17 protein-coding genes are annotated in these 19,043 nt (G+C 73.3%); 7 read left to right on the forward strand and 10 right to left on the reverse strand.

Features of this window, described 5'->3' with window-relative positions:
* Positions 1-3: 3 nt before the first annotated feature.
* From ald to JNK30_RS21770, 4 genes are all read right to left on the reverse strand, one after another.
* Entirely contained in the window at positions 4-1,092 is a 1,089-nt protein-coding gene (gene ald / locus JNK30_RS21755) for an alanine dehydrogenase (RefSeq protein WP_293485672.1), read from the reverse strand.
* 16 nt (positions 1,093-1,108) lie between these two features.
* Entirely contained in the window at positions 1,109-2,557 is a 1,449-nt protein-coding gene (locus JNK30_RS21760) for a M20/M25/M40 family metallo-hydrolase (protein ID WP_293485674.1), read from the reverse strand.
* A 1,084-nt stretch (positions 2,558-3,641) separates the two neighbouring features.
* Positions 3,642-3,899, reverse strand: a complete 258-nt coding sequence (gene grxC, locus JNK30_RS21765; RefSeq protein ID WP_293485676.1) for a glutaredoxin 3 — start codon at positions 3,897-3,899, stop codon at positions 3,642-3,644.
* Between the two features lie 28 nt (positions 3,900-3,927).
* Positions 3,928-4,626, reverse strand: coding sequence for a ComF family protein (locus tag JNK30_RS21770; RefSeq protein WP_293485729.1), 699 nt, complete (start codon positions 4,624-4,626; stop codon positions 3,928-3,930).
* Positions 4,627-4,700: 74 nt separating this feature from the next.
* Here JNK30_RS21770 and JNK30_RS21775 point away from each other — a divergent pair, with 74 nt between their 5' ends.
* Both JNK30_RS21775 and JNK30_RS21780 read left to right on the forward strand, forming a co-directional pair.
* The gene (locus JNK30_RS21775) at positions 4,701-5,549 is read left to right on the forward strand and encodes a methyltransferase domain-containing protein (RefSeq protein ID WP_293485678.1); all 849 of its coding nucleotides are present in this window, start codon (positions 4,701-4,703) and stop codon (positions 5,547-5,549) included.
* Positions 5,550-5,653: 104 nt separating this feature from the next.
* On the forward strand, positions 5,654-6,544 hold the full coding sequence (locus JNK30_RS21780; RefSeq protein ID WP_293485680.1) for a hypothetical protein: 891 nt from the start codon (positions 5,654-5,656) through the stop codon (positions 6,542-6,544).
* Between the two features lie 31 nt (positions 6,545-6,575).
* Here the strand turns inward: JNK30_RS21780 and JNK30_RS21785 are convergent, their stop codons facing one another.
* The 3 genes from JNK30_RS21785 to mutT are packed head-to-tail and all read right to left on the reverse strand — an operon-like array spanning position 6,576 to position 8,408.
* Entirely contained in the window at positions 6,576-7,586 is a 1,011-nt protein-coding gene (locus JNK30_RS21785; protein ID WP_293485682.1) for a hypothetical protein, read from the reverse strand.
* A 1-nt stretch (position 7,587) separates the two neighbouring features.
* On the reverse strand, positions 7,588-8,004 hold the full coding sequence (locus JNK30_RS21790) for a secondary thiamine-phosphate synthase enzyme YjbQ (protein ID WP_293485684.1): 417 nt from the start codon (positions 8,002-8,004) through the stop codon (positions 7,588-7,590).
* On the reverse strand, positions 8,004-8,408 hold the full coding sequence (gene mutT / locus JNK30_RS21795) for an 8-oxo-dGTP diphosphatase MutT (protein WP_293485686.1): 405 nt from the start codon (positions 8,406-8,408) through the stop codon (positions 8,004-8,006). Before mutT ends, JNK30_RS21790 begins: the two co-directional genes overlap by 1 nt.
* Positions 8,409-8,710: 302 nt before the next feature.
* On the opposite strand from mutT, the gene JNK30_RS21800 reads away from it, so the two are divergent.
* Both JNK30_RS21800 and JNK30_RS21805 read left to right on the forward strand, forming a co-directional pair.
* Positions 8,711-10,126 carry a DEAD/DEAH box helicase gene (locus JNK30_RS21800; RefSeq protein ID WP_293485688.1) on the forward strand — a complete coding sequence of 472 codons (1,416 nt, stop codon included), beginning with the start codon at positions 8,711-8,713 and terminating at the stop codon, positions 10,124-10,126.
* Between the two features lie 270 nt (positions 10,127-10,396).
* A complete protein-coding gene (locus JNK30_RS21805; RefSeq protein ID WP_293485690.1) occupies positions 10,397-12,298 on the forward strand; it encodes a glycosyltransferase family 2 protein in 1,902 nt (633 codons plus the stop codon).
* Between the two features lie 169 nt (positions 12,299-12,467).
* Here the strand turns inward: JNK30_RS21805 and argJ are convergent, their stop codons facing one another.
* Both argJ and JNK30_RS21815 read right to left on the reverse strand, forming a co-directional pair.
* A complete protein-coding gene (gene argJ, locus JNK30_RS21810) occupies positions 12,468-13,913 on the reverse strand; it encodes a bifunctional glutamate N-acetyltransferase/amino-acid acetyltransferase ArgJ (protein ID WP_293485692.1) in 1,446 nt (481 codons plus the stop codon).
* Complete coding sequence (locus JNK30_RS21815) at positions 13,910-14,851, reverse strand: peptidyl-prolyl cis-trans isomerase (RefSeq protein ID WP_293485694.1); 942 nt, start codon at positions 14,849-14,851, stop codon at positions 13,910-13,912. Before JNK30_RS21815 ends, argJ begins: the two co-directional genes overlap by 4 nt.
* Positions 14,852-15,061: 210 nt before the next feature.
* Here JNK30_RS21815 and JNK30_RS21820 point away from each other — a divergent pair, with 210 nt between their 5' ends.
* Entirely contained in the window at positions 15,062-16,231 is a 1,170-nt protein-coding gene (locus JNK30_RS21820; protein ID WP_293485696.1) for an acetyl-CoA C-acyltransferase, read from the forward strand.
* A 60-nt stretch (positions 16,232-16,291) separates the two neighbouring features.
* Here the strand turns inward: JNK30_RS21820 and JNK30_RS21825 are convergent, their stop codons facing one another.
* Positions 16,292-17,062: a bifunctional 2-polyprenyl-6-hydroxyphenol methylase/3-demethylubiquinol 3-O-methyltransferase UbiG gene (locus JNK30_RS21825; protein WP_293485698.1), complete on the reverse strand. Its 771-nt coding sequence runs from the start codon at positions 17,060-17,062 to the stop codon at positions 16,292-16,294.
* Between the two features lie 204 nt (positions 17,063-17,266).
* Between JNK30_RS21825 and JNK30_RS21830 the strand changes: the two genes are divergently transcribed.
* Entirely contained in the window at positions 17,267-17,863 is a 597-nt protein-coding gene (locus JNK30_RS21830) for a hypothetical protein (protein WP_293485700.1), read from the forward strand.
* On the forward strand, positions 17,860-18,990 hold the full coding sequence (locus tag JNK30_RS21835; RefSeq protein WP_293485702.1) for a zinc-binding dehydrogenase: 1,131 nt from the start codon (positions 17,860-17,862) through the stop codon (positions 18,988-18,990). Before JNK30_RS21830 ends, JNK30_RS21835 begins: the two co-directional genes overlap by 4 nt.
* Positions 18,991-19,043: the final 53 nt, after the last annotated feature.

The raw sequence follows: 19,043 nt of genomic DNA on the forward strand, positions 1-19,043 counted from the left end.
GGCTCAGTGGAATCCCAGCGCCTCGCGCACGGCGGGGTGGACGATGCGGCCGTCCACCACGTTCAGCCCGGCGGCCAGATGCGGATCGTCGCAGGTGGCCTGGCGCCATCCCTTGTCGGCGAGCGCCGCCACGAAAGGCGCGGTGGCCGCCGTGAGCGCCTGGGTCGACGTCAGGGGCGCGGCGCCCGGCATGTTGGCGACGCAGTAGTGCAGGACGCCGTCCACCTCGAAGGTCGGCTCCACATGCGTCGTCGGCCGCGAGGTCTCGAAGCAGCCGCCCTGGTCGATCGCCACGTCCACGAGCACCGAGCCCTTTCGCATCCGGCCCACGTCGGCGCGGCTCACCAGCCGGGGCGCCGCGGCGCCGGGCGCCAGGACGCAGCCGATCACCAGGTCGGCCCCGGCCACGGCGTCGGCGATGGCCGCCGGCGTGGCCACGCGGGTCGACACGCGCCCGCCGAAGTGGGCGTGCAGCGCATCCAGGCGCGGGATCGAGATGTCGAACACGGTGACCCGCGCGCCCAGGCCCAGCGCGACCTCGGCCGCGTGCAGGCCCGAGACGCCGCCGCCCAGGGTGATCACCTCCCCCGGCGGCGTGCCCGGGACGCCGCCCAGCAGCAGACCCCGCCCGCCCGCCGGACTGAGCAGGCAGGCCGCCCCGACCTGCGCCGCCATCCGGCCCGCGACCTTGCTCATCGGCGCCAGCAGCGGCAGGCCGCCGCCGGCGGCTGTGACCGTCTCATAGGCGATGCAGACGGCGCCCGACTCCATCAGTCCCCGCGCCTGCGCCGGATCGGGGGCGAGGTGAAGATAGGTGAACAGCACGTGGCGCGGCGCGAGGCGGGCGATCTCCGCCGGCTGCGGCTCCTTGACCTTCACGATCAGGTCTGAGGTCTCGAACAGGGCGTCGGCGTCCGGCACGATGGTCGCGCCCGCGGCCGCGTAGGCCTGGTCGCTCAGGCCGATCCCGGCGCCCGCGCCGGCCTCGACGAAGACCTGGTGGCCCCGCGACACGAGCAGGTGCGCGACCTCGGGCGTCAGGCCCACGCGCGCCTCGGCCACCTTGACCTCCTTCGGCGTCCCGATGCGCATGTCCGCCGTCTCCCGTTCAGTTGGCGGGCTCGGCCAGCCCGGCGTAGGCGACGGCGAAGACCAGTCCATGCTTGGCCGCCGCCCACAGGCCGTCGATCGGCGCGCTCGCCGTCGGATCGTGATTGCGGGTCTTGCGCCGCACCTCCGACTTCAGGGGCTCGCCGCGCTCGGCCTTGATGTCGAAGCGGCCGTCCCCGTAGTCGATCACGTTCCCGCGCAGCGAGAAGGCCGGCATGCCGTTCCGGTAGGCGCGTGCGCAGTCCCCGCAGCCGCCGATGGGGTTCACCGCGCCCACATTGCCGTAGAGGACGTTCGAGGCGGCCACCGCCATCCGCGCCGGCGCGTTGTTCACCGCGTCGAAGCCGGGCAGGCCGCCCTCCAGGCCGTTCTTGCTGTTGATGGCGTAGTGGACGGTGCAGCCCGCCTTCGCGCACTCCTCCTTCGCAATCCGCTGGATCTGATCGTGCACGCGCCACAGGTCGGCCTCGCGGAGCGCATGCAGGTTGAAGCGGATCGAAGCCTCGGTGGCGGTCTGGTTGAGGGTCTCGCCCGCGGCGATCTGCGCCATGTTCATCATGACGAGGTCCTTCGGCCGCCCGGCGGACGTGCGCTCGGAACTGGACGCCCGCGGATCGCGCACCTCGGCGCTGAGGCGCGCGATGATCGGCCCCAGGGCGTCCACCGCGTGCTTGCCCCACTCGCTGCGGTCCAGCGGCACGAAGATGCGCAGCTGCGAGCGGTGGCGCACCTCCACGCTGCCGGTGCTGACCCCCGCCCCGCCGCCGCCGTGGAGCTGCATCAGGATGTCGCCGCGCTTCCAGTCGAAGTTGTGCGGGTAGTTGGAGCTGACGAACAGGCCCGCCCCGTTGCTCGCGTTGTCCTTCAGCGGCTCCTCGCCGGTGAAGAAGGCGAACCAGACGTCGCCCTTCGTGCGGATGTCGCCGGCGTTCATGGCCCGCAGGATCGTCAGCACCTGGGTCACGCCGGCCAGGTCGTCGCCCGCCGCCGGGCACCACATCCGGCCGTCCGCCACGAAGGCCTCGATCGGCTGCTCCTTGGGCCAGCCCTGGGCGTTGTCGTCGAAGTGGGCGTTCAGCACCACGGTCGGTCCGCCGCCCTCCCCCCGCCGGATGCCCATGACGTTGCGCTGGTCGTCGATGAAGACGTTCTCGAGGCCGTAGATCCGCAGCAGCTTCCAGATCAGCCGCGCACGGAAGATCTCGTCGCCCGACGGCCCGTGCGCGTTGCACAGGCTCATCCACTCGCGGATGGTCTCCTCGTCCGAGGCGTTCACGTAGTCGAGCGCCTTCTTCATCTGGGGCGCGGCCAGGACCTTGCGGACGACGGCCTCCTCCTGGGGGACCTTGAGCACGATCTCGCCCGGCTCGAACTGGGCCTGCGCCGGCGCGGCCGCCACCGTCGCGGCGAGCACGCTTCCCATCAGCCGTCCCAGCCAGCGTCCCATGCCGTCCTCCCCGCTCGGCGCAAGACTTTCATGGCCTGAAGCCCTGGCGGCGGTGCGAAAGCCGCGCCTGTGGTGCATGCGCGGCGACGGTCGACGCCCGCGTTCGGGACCGTGGGGCGCCCCGCGAACCTAGCGCCTGACCACGAGGTAGTGGACCACCGGCTTCGGCTGGCTCTGACGACGCTGGAGCGGGATCAGAACGTCGCGCCGGGCGGCCACGGCGCGGCTCAGGGACGTGGGCGGCTGCATGAAGGCGTCCCCCTGCGGCGTCGGCGCCCGACCCTGCCAGGTTCCCCACCGTGAGATTGTAGGCGCCTGACACGAGCGTGGCGGCGTCGGCGCTGCTCGAGACGACAAGCTGCGCGTGCGCGGTCAGCGGCGCGGCGGAGACGCCCGCGAGGAGGGCGAGCAGCAGGGCCTTGCGCGAGGACGCAGGATGGACGGGACGCGGCGTAAGGTCGGACAAGATGGCCCCCAATTTCCCAAGCAGATCGGCCTGCTTCTGGGGCTCGGGAGCCGTAACGTCGAGATTTCCGAAATCCGAAAACCATATACTTTGGTATAGTTATCTCGTTAATTCGCGAGATTAGCACCGCCGATACTGGAGAAACGGCGCCCATTCTGGGTTCGCCTCGGCGAACTCCCGTCCCTCCCGACATCCGCCCACGGCTGTCATCCCGGTTTCGCCGCAACGCGCCGGTTGTGGAGACGGCCCGCAGGCGGCGCCGCCGCGCCTCAGCACCCCCTCTCGCTCCGCGAGCTCCGCCCCTTCCCCACAGCTGTCCTCCCGGTTTCGCCGCAGGCGAAGACCGGGACCCATACGCGCCCGATGGCGGTGGCGGCCCGCAGCGGCGCCGCTGCGCCTCAGGACCCCCTCTCGCTCCGCGAGCTCCCCCAGCGGGGGAGCATCAGTTACCCGGTCCTCACGGCTGTCATCCCGGTTTCGCCGCAGGCGAAAACCGGGACCCATACGCGCCCGATGGCCGCGACGGCCCGCAGCGGCGCCGCCGCGCCCTATCCGGACCCGCGGAGTCTTCCGCTGCGCGGAAACCGGGATGACAGGGGGCTCTCGCTTCGGGCGCGCTCAGGCCGCCAGCAGCGGGTCCAGCTTGCCGGCGCGTTCGAGGGCCATCATGTCGTCGCAGCCGCCGATGTGCCGGTCGCCGATGAAGATCTGCGGATAGGTCGCCCGGCCGCCCGAGCGTTGGAGCATCTCCTGGCGCTTGTCGGGGTCGAACGCCGCCGAGATCTCGGTGAACGTGACGCCCTTCTGCTCCAGCAGGTCAACCGCGCGGATGCAGTAGGGGCAGAAGGGCTTGGTGTAGATGGTGACCTGGGTCATCTCGCTCGCAGCCGTCGTCGTTTCGCCGTCATATAGTGAGTCCTTGCGGCGCTTGGACCCTCGCCACCACCGCCAGGTCCACGCGGGCGGCCCCGGCGGCCTTCAACGCCCGCGCACAGCCCTCCGCGGTGGCGCCCGTGGTCAACACGTCATCGACCAGAAGGATGCGCAGGCCCTCCACCTGTCGGCGGCGGACCTCGGGCGTCTCGAAGGCGCCGGCCACGTTGCGCCGGCGGCCCGTCCCGGACTTGCCGCCCTGGGTCTGGGTGCGGCGGCGGCGCACGAGCGCGTCGGGCAGGTAGGGCGTCCCGGTCAGCCGGGCGAGCGGCCGGGCGATCTCGGCGGCCTGGTTGTAGCGCCGGGACAGGAGGCGCAGGGGGTGCAGCGGCACGGGCACGATGGCGTCCGCCGGCTCGATCAGGTCGCGGGCGGCGCGGCTGAGCCAGCGGGCGAGCATGGGCGCCAGATCGAGGCGGTCGGCGTGCTTCAGCTGCAGGATGGGATCGCGCGAGGTCTCGTCGTAGAGGCACGCGGCCCGGGCGGCGTCGAAGGCGCGGGGCTTGGCCAGGCAGGCCGGGCAGCGCACGCCGGAGTCGAACGCGAACGGCGCCCCGCAGCCGTCGCAGACGGGGCCGTCCAGGAAGCGGATGCGGCTCCAGGCGTCGGCCGAGAAGCCCCCCGCCAGCGGGCGCGGCCCGCCGTCCAGCGCCTGGGGCGGGAACAGCATGTCGAGCGCGCCGCGCCACGCCGCCTGAACGCGGGGCTTCCATGTCGCGGCGAAATCGTCTCTCTCGGCGTCCAATGCCGGCCCCGCCTCCAGCCACGCCCCCGAGGCTCTTCGATCGCGAGCTTCACCGCAAGCGCCTGGACCGGGCGGCGGGCGGCTTCGGCGCGGCCGACTTCCTGCACCGGCGGGCCGCGACCGACATCGCCGAGCGCCTGGCCCCCATCCTGAAGACCTTCCCCCGGGCGGCCGAGCTCTCGGCCCGGGGCGGCGCCTTCGCCGAGGCCCTGGCCCAGGAGGCGCCGGGCAAGGTGGGGATGCTGATCGAGGCCGACCTGTCGCCCCGGATGCTCGCCGGCCGGCCGGGGCCGCGCCTGGTCGCCGACGACGAGCGCCTGCCGTTCGCCGACGCCAGCCTGGACCTGATCGTCTCGACGCTGGGGCTTCACTGGACCAACGACGTGGTCGGCGCGCTGATCCAGGCGCGCCGCGCGCTGAGACCGGACGGCCTGTTCATCGCCGCCCTGCTGGGCGGGGTGACGCTGACCGAGCTGCGCCAGTCGCTGGTGGCCGCCGAGGCCGAGATCCTGGGCGGCGCGGGCAGCCGCGTCTCGCCCTTCGCCGACACCGCCGACGCCGCGGGCCTGCTGCAGCGCGCGGGCTTCATCCAGCCCGTGGCCGACGTCGACACCGTGACCGTGACCTATGCCCACCCGCTGCGCCTGCTGGCCGACCTGCGCCAGATGGGCGAGACCAGCGTGCTCGCCGACCGGCATCCCAAGCCGCTGACCCGGACCCTGCTGGCGCGCGCCTGCGCGCTCTACGCCGAGCGGTTCGGGACCGCCGACGGCCGCGTTCCGGCCACCTTCGAGATCATCACCCTGACCGGCTGGACCCCGGCCGGCCAGTCGCAAGCTGCGCCATAAGACTCTGATAACCCTGGCGGTGTGACAGTCCGCCACGGCGCAGGCCGGGCCGTTCGCGGCCAAGCTTGCGTCAGTGGGGGGCGGTTCGTCGGGGAGAGATCGACGTGCGCCCAAGGACTGCCCGCGGCCTGACGGCCGCCCTCATCGCCGCGACGCTGGCCGGCTGCGCCACGCCCGCGCCGCCGCCGCCGGCCCGGGGCGCCCGCGCGCCCGCGGGCGGCTACCTCGACGTGGGCCTGGCCGCGCAGGCCGGGGCGTTCGAGGCCTACACCCGCAAGGCCGCGGCCATCGACCCCGCCTTCTCGGGGCCGGCCGAGATCGGCGAGCGGCTGCGCACCGCCGCCGGCTACGAGCCGCGGCAGCTGGAAGCCAGCATGATCGCCTACGCCGCCCTGGCCGCCCTGCAGGAGCCCGGCTTCGTGGCGGCCGTCCGCGCCGATCGCGACCTCGGCCGGCGCATCGCCGCCGCGCCCGAGGCGGCCCTGAGGACGCCCGGGGCTTCGGCCGCCGCCGCCCGCGCCAACGCGGCTCTGGCCCGTCGCGGCGAGGCGCTGGCGGGCGCCGGGCAGCGGGTGCGCAAGGCCTCGTACAGCGTCCAGCACCAGCCCTGGTCGCGCGCCCAGGTGCCCAACGGCCCGCAGCGGCTGGCGGCCGTGAAGCAGGCGGCCGGCTACCGCGCCGAACCCGCCGACCGCGCGCGCCTGCAGGCCGCCCTGGCCGAGGGCGGGCGGCGGAGCGGCGCGACCCCGGTGGTCACCCGCGGCGTGGCGGTGGCGGCGCTGACCGTCCTGGGCCAGGACCGCGCCGCCCGCTCGCTGATGCAGGAGCCCCGGGCCGGCCAGTGCCTGCGCATCGCCAAGCTCAACTTCCACCAGTGCCTCGCGGCGGCGGGCACGCACTACGAGGACATCTACTGCCTGGGGCTGCACGCCATGGCCGATCCCGGACAGTGCGTCGTCGACGCCGCCCGGCCCACGCGCCGCGCGGGGCTCTGAACGCGGCCGCCCGGCCCGGGAGGCCGAGGTCTCAGTCGTCGATCCAGACGGCGACGCGGCCCCTGGAGCCCGCCGCGACGCACGTGGCCCCCGCGCAGGCGATCGCGTGGAAGGCCTCGTCGTCCACCTGACGCCAGGTGGCCCCGTCGTCGCGGCTGACCGAGGCGCCGCGCGGCCCGACGGCGATCAGCGTGCGCGCATCCCGGCGGGCCACCCCCTCCAGGAGCCGCGGCGTCCCGGCGTCGGGCGCGGGCGTCCACGTGCGTCCGCCATCCTGCGTGCGCGCGATCGCGGGGCCTTCGCGCAGCTCGGCCCTGTAGTCGCCGCCGACGACCACCGCGCGGCCGCCTCCCAGCGCCATCCCGCCGAAGAGGCCCGCGCTCTCGTCGCCTTCGATGGCGGTTTCGGACGCCGACCAGGTCGCCCCGTCGTCACGCGAATGGAACACCCGGGCGCGGGCGAGGCCGCCGCCGACGATCCACACCTCCCGGCCGGGGCCCAGGAACAGGGCCGAGTTGCTCGCCGCGAACGCCGCCTCTCCCAGCCTCACCGCAGGCCCCGGCAGCCGGGTCCACGTCCGGCCGCCGTCGTCCGTGCGCAGCACGAACCAGCGCCCGTCGACCGGGTCGCCCAGCACGAACCCGCGCCGGCCGTCGCGCAGCGCCAGGGTGTCGAGGAAGGCGCCGGGCTCGGTGGTCTGGAACGTCTTCGTCCAGCTCACGCCGTCGGCGCTGCGGAAGATGTTGGCGTCGCCCTTCGCGGCCTCGCCCGCGGTCATCAGCAGGACGGCGCCGTCGCCGGCCACAGCGACGCCCCGGAAGTCGTACGCCGCCTCGCCCTGCGGCGCGGAGAAGCGCCAGGTCCGGCCGCCGTCCTGGCTCACCGCGTGCGCGCCCTTGCCGCCCGAGACGTGGAAGGCGCCGGACGGCGAGATCGCGACCGCGCGCAGCGTGACATCGTCGCGCGGCAGGTCGATGCGCCGCCAGCCGGCCTGCGCGGGGGCCGCCAGCGTCAGCGCCAGGAGAGCCGCCAGGACGCGCATCTCATTCACCCAGCAGATGCATCGCAACCTCGCGGCGGTGGGGGCGGCGGCGGTGCTCGAACAGGTAGACGCCCTGCCACGTCCCGAGCGCCAGGCGGCCGTCCAGCAGCGGGATCGAAAGCTGCACGCCGGTCAGCACGCTGCGCAGGTGGGCCGGCATGTCGTCCGGCCCCTCGTCCTGGTGGCGGTAGCCGGGGCTCTCGGGCGCCACGCGGGCCACCCAGTCCTCCAGGTCGCGGCGGACGTCCGGGTCGGCGTTCTCCTGGATGGTCAGCGACGCCGAGGTGTGGCGGCAGAAGAGCGTGAGCAGCCCGGCGGCCATGCCCTGCCCGTGGGCCCAGGCGGCCACGTCCCGGGTGATCTCGTGCAGCCCGGGCCCCGGCGTCCGCACCGCGAGCACGGTCGCCGCCTGGCGCATCAGATCAGGTCCCGCAGCCACGCCACCAGCGGCGCGTCCGCCGGCGGCATCGGGTAGGCGTCCATGCCGTTGGGGCGCGCCCAGGCGATGGCCTTGTGCTCCAGCGCCCGCACCACGCCCTCCCAGCGCCGGACCAGGTAGAGCGGCATCAGGAGGTGGAAGGTCTCGTACTCGTGGCTGGCGAAGACGAAGGGCGCCAGGCAGGCCTTGGTCACCGTGATCCCGAGTTCCTCGTTCAGCTCGCGGATCAGGCAGGCCTCCGGGGTCTCGCCGGGCTCCACCTTGCCGCCGGGAAACTCCCAGAGCCCGGCCAGCTGCTTGCCCTCCGGGCGCTGGCAGATCAGCACCCGGCCGTCCACGTCCACCAGGGCCGCGGCGGCGACCAGGACCATCGGCTTCGTCATCCGGCTTCCTTGGCGGGGTGTGGCCGCAAAGGCAACATGCGGCCCGAAACCGGGGCGCGGGGTCGCTATTCCGACTGCGTGGGTTGACTTTGCCGCGTGAAACCCCGATGTGCGGCCTGCGCTCCTCCTGAGCGCTAGCGACGCTCCAGCCGCGTGGGGTCCCTCCGGACCCAGCCTGTCGAGCGCAGTGAGAGACTTCTCATAGATCGCCCATCACGCGGGGCGCTCCCCAAAGACCCGCGATCCCGCGCCCCCGGAGCGACCGGCTGGGCGCGTTCGTCGCATACGTGAAAGACTATCGTTTGACCCAATTCACCGACCTTGGCCTGGCCAAGCCGCTGCTCAAGGCGCTGGCCGACGAGGGCTACGTCAATCCCACCCCGATCCAGGCCCAGGCGATCCCGGGCGTCATGGACGGCAAGGACATCCTGGGCATCGCCCAGACCGGCACCGGCAAGACCGCGGCCTTCGCGCTGCCCATCCTGCACCGCCTCGCCGAGACCAAGCGCCAGGCCCCGCGCCGCAGCGCCCGCGTCCTGGTGCTGGCTCCCACCCGTGAACTCGCCACCCAGATCGGCGAGAGCTTCAAGACCTACGGGCGGCACATGGGCGTCTCGGTCGCCGTGGTGTTCGGCGGCGTGAAGTACGGCGGCCAGATGCGCGCGCTCGCGGGCGGCGTCGACGTGCTCGTGGCCACCCCGGGCCGCCTGCTCGACCACCTGGGCGAGAAGACCATGACCCTCGAGGGCGTGGAGACCTTCGTCCTGGACGAGGCCGACCAGATGCTGGACATGGGCTTCATCGTCCCGATCCGGAAGATCGTGAAGTTCCTGCCGCGCCAGCGCCAGAACCTGTTCTTCTCGGCCACCATGCCGAAGGAGATCGAGGTCCTCGCCGGCGAGATCCTCAACCCCAACCCGGTGAAGGTCTCGGTCACCCCGCAGGCCACCACGGTGGAGCGGATCAACCAGCGCATCCTCTTCGTCGAGCAGCAGCGCAAGCGCGCCCTGCTGGCCGAGCTGTTCGACGACGACAGCTTCAAGCGCGTCATCGTCTTCACCCGCACCAAGCGCGGCGCCGACCGCGTGGCGCGCGGGCTGGAGCAGGTGGGCGTCGAGGCGGCCTCGATCCACGGCGACAAGAGCCAGGGCCAGCGCGAGCGGGCGCTGGCGGCGTTCAAGGCCGGCGAGGTCCGCGCGCTGGTGGCCACCGACATCGCCGCCCGCGGCATCGACATCGATGCGGTCAGCCACGTGGTGCAGTTCGAGCTGCCGAACGTGCCCGAGGCCTACGTCCACCGGATCGGCCGCACGGCCCGCGCCGGCGCCGACGGCTCGGCGGTGGCGTTCTGCGCCGACGACGAGCGCGGCCTGCTGAAGGACATCGAGAAGGTGACCCGCCAGCGGATCCCCAGCTTCGACCGCCGCAACGACCGTCACCTGGGCGCGGCCACCGCCGCCCTGCCCGACCCGGGCAAGCCCGAGCGCTCCGAGGCGGCCCAGCCGCACCGCGCCAAGCACCCGCCGAAGCGCAACCGCAACCACGCCGACGCCAAGCCGGGCCACCGGCACGAAGGCGGCCCGGCGCGGCCCCCGCGCAGCCCCGAAGCCAAGCCGGCCTTCAAGGGCCCCGGCCGGCGTCGCCGCGGCGGCGGCGGCGGCAACGGCGGCCGCTCCCAGGGCGGCGGCGGCAGCAACGGCGTCTGGTCGAACCGGTAGGCGAAGCGGCCCGCTGCGGCCTCAACGCCGTCATCCCGCGGCTTGTCCGCGGGACCCATGCCGGCGGCTGCAGGGCGCAGAACCGGCCGGGCGTCGGTCGTTCCATGAACGCCTGGCTCACAGCCGGCGGAGACATGGATCCCGCGGACAAGCCGCGGGATGATGCTCTTGGGGAGGTATGGCGGGAGGCGGCCTGCAACGCGCCGCAGCCTGCCTGGTGCGCCCACGCCCTAGCCCCTGCCCGGGAACCCAAGTAACCCTCGGCGCGGGATGCCCAGCCTTCGCAGCACCGCCGCCGCCGCGCTCCGCGTCGTCCGACGCTGGCCGCCGGCGCATGCGGTGGTGCATCAGGTCGCGGTGGCGATGACGAAGACGCGCTGGGGCGAGAGCTTCGTGCGCAGCGTGGTCGGGGCCCAGTCGCAGACCGACGCCGAGTACCGCGCCTGGGTGGCCAGGCACGACACCCTCACCGACGCCGACCGCGACGCCATCCGCGCGCACGTCGGGCGCCTCCCGGCCCGGCCCCGCATCTCGGTCGTCATGACCTGCTGGCGCTCGGACCTGCGCCTGCTGGACGAGGCGGTGGCCTCGGTCCGCGGCCAGCTCTACCCGGACTGGGAGCTTTGCATCGCCGACGACGCCTCGCCGGGCGACGCGGTCTGGGCGGCGCTCACGGCCTACGCCGCCGCCGAGCCGCGCATCCGCATCGTCCGCCGCGCGGCCAACGGCGGCATCGCGGCGGCGACGAACGCCGCCCTGGCGCTGGCGACCGGCGACTTCGTGGCCTTCCTGGACCACGACGACCTCCTGGCCGAGCGCGCGCTCTACGAGGTCGCCGTCGAGCTCGCGGCCCATCCCGACGCCGACGTGGTCTTCTCGGACGAGGACAAGATCGACGAGCGCGGCCGCCGCTCGCAGCCGCACCACAAGACCGACTGGAACGGCGAGCTGATGCTGGCCGTGAACGCGGTGAACCACCTCACCGTCATGCGCCGGTCGCTGGTCGAGGCGCTGGGCGGCGTGCGCGAGGCGTTCGACGGGGCGCAGGACCACGACCTCCTGCTGCGGGCCGCCGAGCGCACCGACCGCATCCGCCACATCCCGTGGGTGCTCTACCACTGGCGCTGGCAGGGCCGGCAGGGCTCGTACTCCCGCGCCCGCGCCGAGCAGTGCGCCGAGGCCTCCCGGCGCGCCGTGGCCGAGCACCTGGCGCGCACCGGCCAGCCGGCCGCCGTGGAGCGCCTGCCGGGCGCCCAGGGCTGGCTGCGGGTGCGCCGCGCCGCCCCCCGGCCGCCGCCGCTGGTCAGCGTCATCGTGCCCACGCGCGACCGGGCCGAACTGCTGGCCCGCTGCGCCGACGGCGTGCTGCACGGTACGGACTACGGCCCGCTGGAGCTGATCGTCGTCGACAACGGCAGCGAGGCCCCCGAGACCCTCGCCCTGTTCGAGCGCCTGTCGGCCGATCCCCGCGTGCGCATCCTGGCGGCGCCCGGACCGTTCAACTTCGCGGCCCTCAACAACCGCGCCGCCGCCGAGGCCCGGGGCGAGGTCCTCGTGCTGCTGAACAACGACATCGCCGTGCGCGAGCCCGGCTGGCTGGGCGAACTCGTGGCCCAGGCCGTGCGCCCGAACGTCGGGGCGGTCGGCGCGAAGCTCTACTATCCGGACGGCACGCTGCAGCACGCGGGCGTGGTGCTGGGCGTGGGCGGCGGTCCCGACCGGGTGGCCGGCCACCTCTACGCCGGCGCGCACGCCGACCACCCCGGCTACCAGGGCCACCTGGTCCTGGCCCGCAACGTCTCGGCGGTGACCGCCGCCTGCCTGGCGATGCGGAAGGCCGTCTGGGACGAGGTCGGCGGCATGGACGCCGAGGGCCTCGCTGTGGCCTTCAACGACGTCGACCTGTGCCTGAAGGTCCGCGCCGCCGGCTATGACGTCGTCTGGACGCCCTATGCCGCGCTGGACCACCACGAGAGCGCCAGCCGGGGCTCGGACCTGGCGCCCGAGGCCGCCGCCCGCTTCGCCCGCGAGGTGGCCGTCATGCGCGAGCGCTGGGGACCGGTGCTGGACGCCGACCCCTTCTACGGCCCGGTCTTCGACCCCCGCTTCACCAACTACCGCCTGGCCGACCCGCCGGGACGGGTTCAGCCTTGGAAGAAGCCCACCCCCTGATTCCGCTCATCCCCGCAAAGGCGCGGGAGGGGTCGAGGGGGCGAGCCCCCGCCGCTGCGCCGAAGGGCGGCCGGTCGATCCGCTGCGCCTGGGGCTCGCCCCCTCCACCATCCGCTCTTCGCTGCGCTCGGCGGACGGTCCCCCTCCCCCGCTGCGCAGGGGAGGTAGATCAGCTGCGGTAGTCCCCGTTGATCTCGACGTACCGCTTGGTGAGATCGCAGGTCCACACGGTGGAGCTGGCCTTGCCGACGCCGACGTCGACGCTGACCTCCAGCTCCTGCTTCTTCATGTAGGCGCTCATCTTCGCCTCGTCGTAGCTCTTGGCCACGAGGCCGTCCTGGGCGGCCCAGTGGTGGCCGAACTTCACGCTCATCTTGTCGCGGTCGACCGGCTCGTCGGCCTTGCCCACCGCCATGACGATCCGGCCCCAGTTGGCGTCCTCGCCGGCGAAGGCGGTCTTCACCAGCGGGCTGTCGGCGATGGAGCGGGCGATGCGCCGCGCCGAGGCGGCGGTCTCGGCGCCGGTGACGGTGATCTTGATGAACTTGGTCGCGCCCTCGCCGTCCCGCACCAGCTGGTGCGCCAGGTCGAGCAGCACGCCCTCCAGCTTGTCGCGGAAGTCGGCCAGGCGATGCTCGCCGGCGCGGCTGATCCTCGGCGCGCCGGACGCGCCGGTCGCGAACAGCAGCAGGGTGTCGTTGGTCGAGCGGTCGCCGTCGACGGTGACCGCATTGAACGTGTTGCGCGTGTAGAGGCTGACCAGCGCCTGCAGCGCCCGCGGCGAGATCGCCGCGTCGGTCACCACGAAGGCCAGCATGGTCGCCATGTCGGGCGCGATCATGCCCGAGCCCTTGCAGATGCCGGCGATGCGGACCTTCACCCCGTCGACGAGCGCCTCGGCGTAGGCGCCCTTCGGGAAGGTGTCGGTGGTCATGATCGCCCGCGCGGCCTGGCCCCAGCCGTCGGGGGTCAGCCGCCCCTCCAGCTCCGGCAGCCGCGCCACGATCTTGGCGTCGTCCAGCAGCACGCCGATCACGCCCGTCGAGGCGGCCATGACGTCCCGCTGGCGGCAGTCGAACCGCTTGGCCACCGCCGAGGCCACGCGGCGCACCGCGTCGGCGCCCGGCCGGCCGGTGAAGGAGTTGGCGCAGCCGGCGTTGACGACCAGCGCCTTCACGCCCTCGCCCTTGGTGGCCTCCAGGTGGCGCTTGCACCAGTCCACGGGCGCCGAGCCCACGCCGTGGCGGGTGAACACCCCGGCGCAGCTCGCCCCTTCGGGGAAGCTCATCACCAGCAGGTCCTCGCGCTCGTGCTTGTAGAATCCGGCCCGGCCGGTCGCCAGCTGGACGCCCTGGACGGGTTCGATGCGCGGGAACGGGACCGCCAGCGGCGAGACCGGCATCGCGCCCTTGTCCACCTTGGCCTTGCCGTCGTCGGCCTTCGGCGAGTCGAAGGCGTGGGCCTGCTTGTCGGCGCGGCGCAGGGCCGCGCGCTTCAGGGCGCTGGCCAGGGGGTCCAGCGCGCGCTCGAGGGTCTGTCCGACCACCTCGACCGGCTTGGCGGCCTTGGGCGCGGCGCGCTTGGCGGCCGCCGTGGACTTCGGCTTGCGGCTCATGAGGCGGCTCCCTTCGATGGCGGGGCGACGGCGGGCGCAGCGGGCGCCTTCGGGGCGTCGGCCGGCGGGACGGGCTTCTTCACGCCGGCTTCCGGCTTGATCAGCGGTTCGACCTTGGCCTTGGCGCGCAGCTTCTCCAGCAGGTCGCGGATCCGGTCGTAGGTCAGGAAGCGCACGATCTGCGGCCGCGCGGCGTCGAGGGCGATGGGCTGCTCCTCGCGGACGTCCTCCACCCGCACGAGCGCGAAGCCGCCCTCCACGGGGATCGGACCGACGAGCTGGCCCTTCTTCGCGCCCTTCAGCGCCGCCTCGTAGGGCTCGGGCATCACGTCGGTCGTGAAGTAGCCGAGGTCGCCGCCGTTGAACCGCGTGGCCGCGTCCCGCGACCGCTCCATGGCCAGCGCCTCGAAGGACGCCCCGGCGCCCAGCAGCTTCTTCACCTGCTCGGCCTCGGCCGGCGTGGCGAGCACGATCTGGCGGGCCCGGACCTCCTCGGACCGCCGCGCCAGCTTCTGCTGTTCCTCGTAGAGCCCGCGGATGTTGCTCTCGGTCACCGCGTCCGAGACCGTCCGCTCCACCAGCATGTCGCCCAGCACCCGGTCGCGCGCCGCGGCCAGCCGCCGCTGGGCCACCGGGTCCTTGTCGAGCTTGCGCCGGACCGCCTCGGCGGCCAGCAGCTTCTGGTCGATCACCTCGTCGGTCATCTGGCGGAAAAGGTCCGACGAGGGGTCCAGCGGCTCGCCCTCGCCGATCAGCCCCTGGGCGACCGCCTCGCGCTTGACGTCCGACACCCAGACCGTCTTGCCGTCCACGCGGGCGACGGCGCGGTCGCCGCGCTCGGGCGGCGTGGTCTCGCCGCCGTCCCGGCCGCACGCGGCCAGGGAAAGCGCCAGCAGCGCAGCTATACCGGTCGTGCGGACGGGGCTCCTGGCCGCCATGCGATCTTCCGTTCCCAGCTTGAGCGCCTGCGTCCCTAGATCGCGGCCCGCCAAAGGGAAAGCCGTTTTCGCGGCTGCGCGGCGCGGCCGGCGCCTGCACCTTTGTCCGAGGCCCTGCTAGCCATTTCCGCCTCGGAGTGCAAAGGTTGGGGCCGACAGGCCCCGGCGCCCGACCGGGGCTTCAAATTCAGTCGTTGGGAGAAGAACCAGATGCGTGAAGCCGTCGTCGTTTCCTATGCCCGTACGGGCCTCGCAAAGTCGGGGCGCGGCGGGTTCAACATGACCCCTACCGTCAGCATGGCCGCCCATGCGGTGAAGCACGCGGTCGCCAAGTCGGGCGTCGACCCGGCCGACATCGAGGACGTGTTCATGGGCAACGTCGCGCACGGCGGCGGCAACATCGCCCGCCAGGCCGGCCTGCTCGGCGGCCTGCCGATCACGACCTCGGGCGTGACGGTGAACCGCTTCTGCTCGTCGGGCCTGCAGACGATCGCGATGGCGGCCAACTACGTCCGCAACGACGGCGCCCAGGCCGTGGTGGCCGGCGGCGTCGAATCGATCTCGATGCCCAACATGGGCGTGGGCCGTGACAACAACGACCCGGAACTGCTGAAGATCGCGCCCGACATCTTCATGGCCATGATCGACACCGCCGACATCGTGGCCAAGCGCTACGGGGTCAGCCGCGAGTACCAGGACGAGTACTCCCTGGAGAGCCAGCGCCGCATGGCCGCCGCTCAGCAGGCCAACAAGTTCGCGGACGAGATCGTCCCGATGAAGACCAAGATGAAGGTCGTCGACAAGGCCACGAAGGAAGAGTCCATCGTCGACTACGTGGTGAACAAGGACGAGTGCAACCGTCCCGACACCACCGCGGAAGGCCTCGCCAAGCTCGAGCCGGTGAAGGGCCCGGGCAACTTCATCACCGCCGGCAACGCCAGCCAGCTGTCGGACGGCGCCGCCGCCGTCGTGCTGATGGAGGGCAAGGAAGCCGAGCGCCGCGGCCTCCAGCCGCTGGGCGTCTTCAAGGGCTGGGCGGTCGCCGGCTGCGAGCCTGACGAGATGGGCATCGGCCCGGTCTTCGCGATCCCGCGCCTGCTCGAGCGTCACGGCCTGAAGGTCGACGACATCGACCTGTGGGAGCTGAACGAGGCCTTCGCCAGCCAGTGCCTCTACAGCCGCGACAAGCTGGGCATCGACCCGGCCAAGTACAACGTCAACGGCGGCTCCATCGCCATCGGCCACCCCTTCGGCATGACCGGCGCGCGCCTCGCGGGCCACGTGCTGCAGGAAGGCAAGCGCCGCGGCGCCAAGCACGTGGTGGTCTCCATGTGCATCGGCGGCGGCATGGGCGGGGCGGGCCTGTTCGAGGTCTTCTGACCTCGAAGCCATGGACGAACGTCGGGGGGCGGCCGCAGCGATGCGGCCGCCCCTTTGTCGTCAGGCCGGCCGGACCGCCTCGAACGTGAGGACCCGGTCGCCGGTGCGGGGGCCCCGCCGCCGGTCGTAGCCGCCGACCACGCTCACGTCCGTGAAGCCCGCGGCCTCCAGCGCGAGGCGGAACTCCTCCAGTCCCCAGTAGCGCTGCGCCATGACGTCGAGTTGCGACTCCACGAGGCGGCCGTCGCGCCAGCGCTCGTAGCGGTAGGTCGTCTCGGCCCGTTGCCCCAGCCAGTCGGTGTGGGTCCGGATTCCCTCGCAGGTCAGCACGTCGCCGGACGGGGCGGTCCAACGCCGCCGATCCTGCCCCTGCCCCGCCAGGACGTTCAGTCCCTGCTGGTCGACGACCAGGATCCCGCCCGGCTCCAGGTGGTCGAAGAACCGCCGCAGCACCGCCCGGGCGGCGGCGACGTCGTCCACGAGGGTGAACGACCCTACCGGAATCAGGATGGCGCCGAAGCGCCGGGCGTAGGCGAAGTCCTCGTACCGCTGGCGGGTCAGGTCCGCGGACACGCCCGCGGCGGCGCATCGGGCGCGGCACCGGGCGAGCATCTCCTCCGACGGATCGAAGCCGGCGATGTCCAGGCCGGCCTGCAGGAACGGCACGAGGGTCCGGCCGGAGCCGCACGCGGGCTCCAGGATGGGTCGGCCGAAATTCTGGAAGCGCTCCAGGTGGAAGGCCGTGTCGGGCAGGGCGAAGTACGGTTTGTCGATGTCGTAGATCTCGGCCGCTATGGCGCCATAGCGGTTGGTCACCGGGTCGGTGGGCATGAGTCGCCTCGGAAAACAGCAGAAGGGGCCGCGCCTCTGGCGGGCGCGGGGCTCGAGGCCGGCGATGTCTCGCGGCGCCTATGTGGAGCTAGGCCTTCATGACGGGCGCAGCTTAGTCCCGTCGCGCCGGCGAGGTCCAGAACGGCGTTGTACAGGAACCGGAATTATGCTTCCGTTCTCACCGACAGCTGGGAGGGGCGGCCGATGCGTTCAGCGTGGGTGCTTGCAGTGGGGCTGCTGGCCCTGGGGAGCGCCGGGCCCGCGGCGCCCGAGGCGCGCAAGCCGGTGATGGCCGGCGACATTCCGGTCGCCCACACGCCGCCGGGCCCCCGCGGCTACGGCCGCACCTTCCCGCCGCCGGTGCTGAAGACCTGCACCGAGCCCCTCGTGGCGGGGGCGCCCGACCTGCGGGGGATCTGGAAGGTGATCGAGGAGAACGGCAAGCCGCCCGAGGCCTCGTCGCGCTTCTCCACCTACGCCGAGCGCATCGAGCAGTGCGGGAACCGCATCGTCGACATGGGCGGCGGCACGATCGCCGACGCCCGCGCCGACGGCACGGAGGCGAACGCGGTCCAGGACGTCTCGGTGCGGGACTTCAAGACCCCCATCGTCGCCATCGCCAGCTACGAGAACGGCGTCTTCATCCTGCGGCCGAAGGGCACGAACCGCGAGGTGCGGCGCTGGCTGGACGACAAGGGCCGCCTGCACTGGACGCGGCCGGACTACGGCCACCTCGTGCTCGAGAAGATCGGCGGCCCGAACGACCCCTACACGCGGCCTCCGCATCCGGCCGACCCTTGAGCCCGCCCTACCCTGCCGCCGGCCTCGAGCTGCGCTCGCAGATCCGCGCCGACGGCGTCCTGGAGCTGTCGCTGGCCGATGCGCCCGTCCGCCCCCCGGGCGCGGCGGAGGTGGTCGTGCGCATCGAGGCGGCGCCGGTCAATCCCGGCGACCTGGGGCTGCTGCTCGGTCCGGCCGACCTCACCACGCTCGCGACGCGCGACGGCGTCACGACCGCGACGATCCCGCCCGCGCTGCGGCCCGCCGTGGCCGGCCGGATCGGCCAGTCCCTGCCGACCGGCGTTGAGGGCGCCGGCGTCGTCGTCGCGGCCGGCTCCGACCCGGCCGCGCAGACCCTCGTCGGGCGGGTGGTCTCGGTGTTCGGCGGCGGCATGTACGTCCAGTATCGGACGCTGCCCGCGGCCATGGTCCTGCCGCTTCCCGAGGGGACCGACCCCGCGGACGGGGCGGCGGCCTTCGCCAACCCCATGACCGCGCTCGGGATGGTCGAGACGCTGCGGATGGAGGGCCACGCCGCGCTCGTGCACACCGCGGCGGCGTCCAACCTCGGCCGGATGCTGATCCGCCTCTGCGCCGCGGACGGCGTGGAGCTCGTCAACGTCGTGCGCAGCCCGCAGCAGGCCGAAGAGCTGCGGGCCCTGGGCGCGCGGCATGTCGTCGACACGAGCGCGCCGACCTTCCAGGCCGACCTCGCGGCAGCGGTGGCCGCCACCGACGCCACCCTGGGGTTCGACGCCGTCGGCGGCGGCCCGCTGACCAGCCAGATCCTGTCCGCGATGGAACAGGCCCAGGCCGCGAAGGGCGGCGCCTACAGCCGCTACGGCTCCAGCCGGCACAAGCAGGTCTACATCTACGGCGGCCTCGATCCCGGCCCGACGGCCCTGGCCCGCAGCTACGGCATGGCCTGGGGCGTGGGCGGCTTCATCCTGACAGGCTTCCTGGCCAAGGCCGGCCCGGCGCGCGTGCAGGCGCTGCGCGATCGCGTGGCCGCCGAGCTCGCCACCACCTTCCGGAGCGCCTACGCGGCCGAGGTCTCGCTGCGCGAGGCGCTCGAGCCGGACGTCATCCGCGCCTTCAGCCGCAAGCAGACGGGCGGCAAGATCCTCCTGCGCCCGAACCGCGCCTGACCGCCGCGGGCGGCTCCGAGCGCCGCCTGTTCCAGGCGCCTGCGGACCTCCCG

This window comes from Phenylobacterium sp. (assembly GCF_016793225.1).
Classification (GTDB): Bacteria; Pseudomonadota; Alphaproteobacteria; order Caulobacterales; family Caulobacteraceae; genus Phenylobacterium.

What these genes read in the sequence shown, in the direction of transcription:
- ald (WP_293485672.1), bottom strand. Translation starts at nt 1,092, where the DNA reads ATGCGCATCGGGACGCCGAAGGAGGTCAAGGTGGCCGAGGCGCGCGTG.
- JNK30_RS21760 (WP_293485674.1), bottom strand. Translation starts at nt 2,557, where the DNA reads ATGGGACGCTGGCTGGGACGGCTGATGGGAAGCGTGCTCGCCGCGACG.
- grxC (WP_293485676.1), bottom strand. Translation starts at nt 3,899, where the DNA reads ATGACCCAGGTCACCATCTACACCAAGCCCTTCTGCCCCTACTGCATC.
- JNK30_RS21770 (WP_293485729.1), bottom strand. Translation starts at nt 4,626, where the DNA reads ATGCTGTTCCCGCCCCAGGCGCTGGACGGCGGGCCGCGCCCGCTGGCG.
- JNK30_RS21775 (WP_293485678.1), top strand. Translation starts at nt 4,701, where the DNA reads ATGCCGGCCCCGCCTCCAGCCACGCCCCCGAGGCTCTTCGATCGCGAG.
- JNK30_RS21785 (WP_293485682.1), bottom strand. Translation starts at nt 7,586, where the DNA reads ATGCGCGTCCTGGCGGCTCTCCTGGCGCTGACGCTGGCGGCCCCCGCG.
- JNK30_RS21790 (WP_293485684.1), bottom strand. Translation starts at nt 8,004, where the DNA reads ATGCGCCAGGCGGCGACCGTGCTCGCGGTGCGGACGCCGGGGCCCGGG.
- mutT (WP_293485686.1), bottom strand. Translation starts at nt 8,408, where the DNA reads ATGACGAAGCCGATGGTCCTGGTCGCCGCCGCGGCCCTGGTGGACGTG.
- JNK30_RS21805 (WP_293485690.1), top strand. Translation starts at nt 10,397, where the DNA reads ATGCCCAGCCTTCGCAGCACCGCCGCCGCCGCGCTCCGCGTCGTCCGA.
- argJ (WP_293485692.1), bottom strand. Translation starts at nt 13,913, where the DNA reads ATGAGCCGCAAGCCGAAGTCCACGGCGGCCGCCAAGCGCGCCGCGCCC.
- JNK30_RS21815 (WP_293485694.1), bottom strand. Translation starts at nt 14,851, where the DNA reads ATGGCGGCCAGGAGCCCCGTCCGCACGACCGGTATAGCTGCGCTGCTG.
- JNK30_RS21820 (WP_293485696.1), top strand. Translation starts at nt 15,062, where the DNA reads ATGCGTGAAGCCGTCGTCGTTTCCTATGCCCGTACGGGCCTCGCAAAG.
- JNK30_RS21825 (WP_293485698.1), bottom strand. Translation starts at nt 17,062, where the DNA reads ATGCCCACCGACCCGGTGACCAACCGCTATGGCGCCATAGCGGCCGAG.
- JNK30_RS21830 (WP_293485700.1), top strand. Translation starts at nt 17,267, where the DNA reads ATGCGTTCAGCGTGGGTGCTTGCAGTGGGGCTGCTGGCCCTGGGGAGC.